General features: G+C 71.8%; 4 protein-coding genes and 1 pseudogene. All 5 read left to right on the plus strand.

All coding sequences use genetic code 11. The features are described from left to right. Positions 1-44: 44 nt before the first annotated feature. Positions 45-725 (plus strand): annotated as a pseudogene (locus ACWD3D_RS33895) (oxidoreductase C-terminal domain-containing protein); the annotation flags it as partial. Positions 726-872: 147 nt separating this feature from the next. After that, entirely contained in the window at positions 873-1,238 is a 366-nt protein-coding gene (locus tag ACWD3D_RS33900) for an Rv2175c family DNA-binding protein (protein ID WP_328722174.1), read from the plus strand. 76 nt (positions 1,239-1,314) lie between these two features. After that, on the plus strand, positions 1,315-1,959 hold the full coding sequence (gene thiE, locus ACWD3D_RS33905) for a thiamine phosphate synthase (protein WP_451464548.1): 645 nt from the start codon (positions 1,315-1,317) through the stop codon (positions 1,957-1,959). Between the two features lie 195 nt (positions 1,960-2,154). After that, complete coding sequence (metF, locus tag ACWD3D_RS33910; protein ID WP_451464549.1) at positions 2,155-3,069, plus strand: methylenetetrahydrofolate reductase [NAD(P)H]; 915 nt, start codon at positions 2,155-2,157, stop codon at positions 3,067-3,069. Between the two features lie 52 nt (positions 3,070-3,121). Continuing rightward, on the plus strand, positions 3,122-4,057 hold the full coding sequence (locus tag ACWD3D_RS33915; RefSeq protein ID WP_451464550.1) for a hypothetical protein: 936 nt from the start codon (positions 3,122-3,124) through the stop codon (positions 4,055-4,057). Positions 4,058-4,300: the final 243 nt, after the last annotated feature.

Genomic DNA, 4,300 nt, shown 5'->3' on the forward strand with positions numbered 1-4,300 from the left:
ATTGCGCTAATTTCTGTCGGACGGGCGCGTGAGGTTAAAAACCCGGGGCACTGCCCGCCGAGGTCGCCGCCCCCATGGCCGACTGGTACGCCCGCGCCGGCGCCACCCTCCTCACCGGCGCCCGGGTCGACCGCGTCGAACCCGGCGCCGTGGTCCTCACCGGCGGGAGAAGGCTCCCTGCGGGCGCGGTGGTCGTCGGCATCGGCGCCCGCCCCGCCACCGGCTGGCTCGCCGGCTCCGGCATCGCGCTCGGCCCGGACGGATCGGTCACCGCCGACGCGGCGCTGCGCACCTCGGCGCCCGGGGTGTACGCGGTCGGCGACTGCGCCTCGTACCCCTCCGCGCGCTACGGCGCACGGCTGCTGGTCCACCACTGGGACAACGCGCTCCAGGGCCCGCGCACGGTCGCGGCGGGCATCGCGGCGACGGACGGCGGAACCCCGGAGCCGTACGACCCGGTGCCGTACTTCTGGTCCGAGCAGTTCGGCCGTTTCGTCCAGTACGCCGGGCACCACGCGGACGCCGACACCCTGCTGTGGCGCGGCGACCCCGCCGACGAGGAGTGGACCGTGCTCTGGCTCCGGGACGGCGCGCTCGTCGCCCTGCTGGCGGTCGGCCGTCCGCGCGATCTCACCCAGGGCCGCAAGCTCGTCGCCTCCGGCCGGGCCGTCGACCCCGAGCGGGCCGCCGACCCCGCCGTACCCCTGAAGTCCACCGTCCTCTGAGCCCCGGCGGGGACCCGGAGCCGGGCCCCGGGCACCCGTCCCGGCCCGTGCCGGACCCCGGTGCGACCTGCGCGGACGCAGTCCTGACACGGTCCGTACGGTCGGCCCGGCTACCGGCTGTCGGTCCCAGATGGCACGCTTGTCCTCGTGACCCAGATTGACGCAAAGATCGATGCTCTCGTCCCTGCCTGGCTCCACCTCCCCGACATCGCGGAACTCCTCGACGTCGAGGTGACGCGTGTGCGGCAGTTGGTCAAGGAAGGCCAGCTGATCGCCGTGCGTCGCGGTGAGAACCGGACACTCCAGGTGCCCGCCGCCTTCATCGACGGCGACAAGGTGGTCAAGGGCCTCGCGGGGACCCTGACGCTCCTGAGGGACGACGGCTATTCCGACGAAGAGATGCTGGACTGGCTCTTCACCCCCGACCCGAGCCTGCCCGGCACCCCCGCGCAGGCGCTGAGCGAGAATCGCGGGACGGAGGTGAAGCGCCGCGCCCAGGCGCTCGCCGTCTGACCGAGACAACCGCACACGCGAACACGGGCCGTGCCGCGCACGGCCCGTGTTCGCGTCACCCACGGGGGGAACCTCCATGTCCGCACCACGTCACCAGCTCACCGACGCCCGTCTCTACCTCTGCACCGACGCCCGCAGGCGCCAGGGCGACCTCCCCGAATTCCTCGACGCCGTCCTCGCCTCCGGAGTGGACATCGTCCAACTGCGTGACAAGGGCATGGAGGCCGCCGAGGAGCTGGAGCACCTCCAGGTGTTCGCGGACGCCTGCGCACGTCACGGCAAGCTCCTCGCCGTCAACGACCGCGCCGACATCGCCCACGCCATCGGTGCCGACGTGCTCCACCTCGGACAGGGCGACCTGCCGGTCCCCGCAGCCCGCGCGATCATCGGCGGGACCCCGCTGATCGGCCGTTCCACGCACGCCGAGTCCGAGGTGGACGCCGCCGTCGCACAGCCCGGCGTCGACTACTTCTGCACCGGCCCCTGCTGGCCCACCCCGACCAAGCCCGGCCGGCACGCTCCCGGTCTCGGCCTCGTGCGGTACGCCGCCTCCCTCGACCAGCCCCGCCCGTGGTTCGCCATCGGCGGCATCGACGCGGGCAATCTCGACGAAGTGCTGGACGCCGGCGCCCGGCGCGTCGTGGTGGTCCGGGCGATCACCGATGCCGACGACCCGGCCGAGGCCGCGGCCGGTCTGGCGAAGCGGATTCGCGAACGCTGACCCCGGCCCCCGCCCCGTCCAGCCTCCCGGTCCGCTTCCGGTCCGCTTCCCGGTCCGCTCCGGTCCCGTGAGCCCGCGCGAGGCATCCGTGCGGGAGGCCCTCGCGCTGTCCGAGGCGTGGACAGCATTCACTGCAATACGGACAAAAGTCCCTCTCTGGTTGGGGGACGGCCGCACCCTGGTTAACCTCGCGGTATGGCCCTTGGTACCTCCTCCACCCGGACGGACCGCGCACGCACCGTGCGCGACCTGCTCGCGTCCGGCACGTCGTACTCCTTCGAGTTCTGGGCGCCCAAGACCGAGAAGGGCGAGCGGAACCTCTGGAACGCGCTGCGCCGGGTCGAGGCCGTGGGTCCCAGCTTCGTCTCCGTGACGTACGGCGCCGGGGGATCCACCCGGTCCGGTACGGTCCGGGCGACGCAGCAGATCGCCGCCGACAGCACGCTCACCCCCGTCGCGCACCTCACCGCCGTCAACCACTCCGTCGCGGAGCTGCGCAACATGATCGGCCAGTACGCCGACGCGGGGATCAGGAACATCCTCGCCGTGCGCGGAGACCCGCCGGGCGACCCGATGGGCGAGTGGGTCGAGCACCCGGAGGGTGTGCGGTACGCCGCCGATCTGGTGCGGCTCATCAAGGAGTCCGGCGATTTCTGCGTGGGTGTCGCCGCGTTTCCCGAAATGCACCCGAGGTCGTCCGACTGGGAGACCGATACCCGCCATTTCGTGGACAAGTGCCGGGCGGGTGCCGACTACGCCATCACTCAGATGTTCTTCGAACCCGGCGACTACCTCCGGATGCGTGACCGTGTGGTCGCCGCCGGTTGCGACACGCCGATCATTCCCGAGATCATGCCGGTCACCAGCGTGAAGCAGCTCGAAAGATTTCCCCAGCTGAGCAACGCGGCCGTGCCCAAGGCTCTGGAAGAACGCATCCACGCGGTCAAGGACGATCCGGCCGCTGTACGCTCCATTGGCATCGAGTTCGCAACGGAGTTCTGCGCGAAGCTGCTGTCCGAAGGTGTGCCCGGATTGCACTTCATCACGCTCAACAACTCGACGGCAACGCTCGAAATCTACGAGAATCTCGGACTGCACAAGCAGTCGTGACCGGCCGTACCCGTCACCGATCCGGCGGCGGCGGCCGCAGAAGGGGGCGGGCGTGGGCTGGACGGTCCTCTATATCGCTTTCGGCGTGGTGGCGTTGTGGCTGCTGGGCGAGGTGCTTCTGCAGTACAAGGCACGGCTGCGCTGGAGGCTTCTCGCCTTCTCCGGATTCCTCTGCGTGGTGCTCGGTGTCCTGATCCCGTCCGTGCTGGTGATCGCTCTCGGCGCGGTCGCGTTCGCGGTCGGTCAGACCTACGTGACGCTCTCCTTCCGGCGGGGCTTCTCCACCGGCTGGGCCATAGGGGGCAGCCCCGGGGCCAGCCGCCGTCGCCGCGGCCGGCAGCCCTCCGCCAAGGAGGAGCCCGTCCTCGAAGTCTCGGGCCTGGAGTACGAGGAACCGGCCGCACCCGCCGAGGACGACCCCGCCGCCGTGTACGAGCCGCAGCCGATGCCGGAGGAGACCGGCCAGTACGGCGTGTACAGCCCGAGCCCGTACGCGCAGCCGGACGGCGGCCAGGGGTACCAGGAGCAGCGACCGGCCGGCGCGCAGCCCCAGTACGCCGCCCACGACACGTACGACGGCTACGGCGAGCCCGCGCAGACCCCCTCGTACAACGGCGGCTACGCCTACGGCACCGACCAGCACAGCTATGCGGCGTACTCCGACCCGTACATCGGTACCGGGGGCACGGCCGCTCCGCCGTACGCGTCCTACGACGCCTACAACAACGGCAACGGGTACGACGCGGGGTCGGGCGGCGGCTACGACGCCTACGCGAACCAGCAGCCGTACACCGAGCCGTACGCCGCCCCCCAGTACGGCGCGGACACCCCGCCCGGCGGTGTCTGGGTACCCCAGCAGCGTGAGGGAGAGCAGTACCCGCAGGGCACGCCCGCCCCGTACGGCAGCGGCTATCCGGCCGGTGACGAGGGATACGGCAACGGCGGCTACGGCAACGACACCGGCCAGAACGAGCAGTACCGGTACTGACGGGGTGACCCCGCACCGCCCCGCGCGCCTCCTCCGGTGAGTGAGGGGGCGCGCGCACGCCGTCCGGGCCGCGTCGCGCGCGCCAGGCTCACCGCGCCCGGCTCACTGCGATCCCTTGAAGCCGTCGCCCTCGACGATCAGCCCGGCGACCAGGGCGCCCGACATCCCCGCGTGCGCCGGACCGCCCCCGGGGTGCGACCAGCCGCCCGCCAGGTAGAGCCCCGGCAGCCGGGTGCGGTTGGC

This window comes from Streptomyces sp. NPDC002690, assembly GCF_053592415.1.

Coding starts and splice junctions, on each gene's coding strand:
- thiE (WP_451464548.1), top strand. CDS start 1,315: ATGTCCGCACCACGTCACCAGCTCACCGACGCCCGTCTCTACCTCTGC.
- metF (WP_451464549.1), top strand. CDS start 2,155: ATGGCCCTTGGTACCTCCTCCACCCGGACGGACCGCGCACGCACCGTG.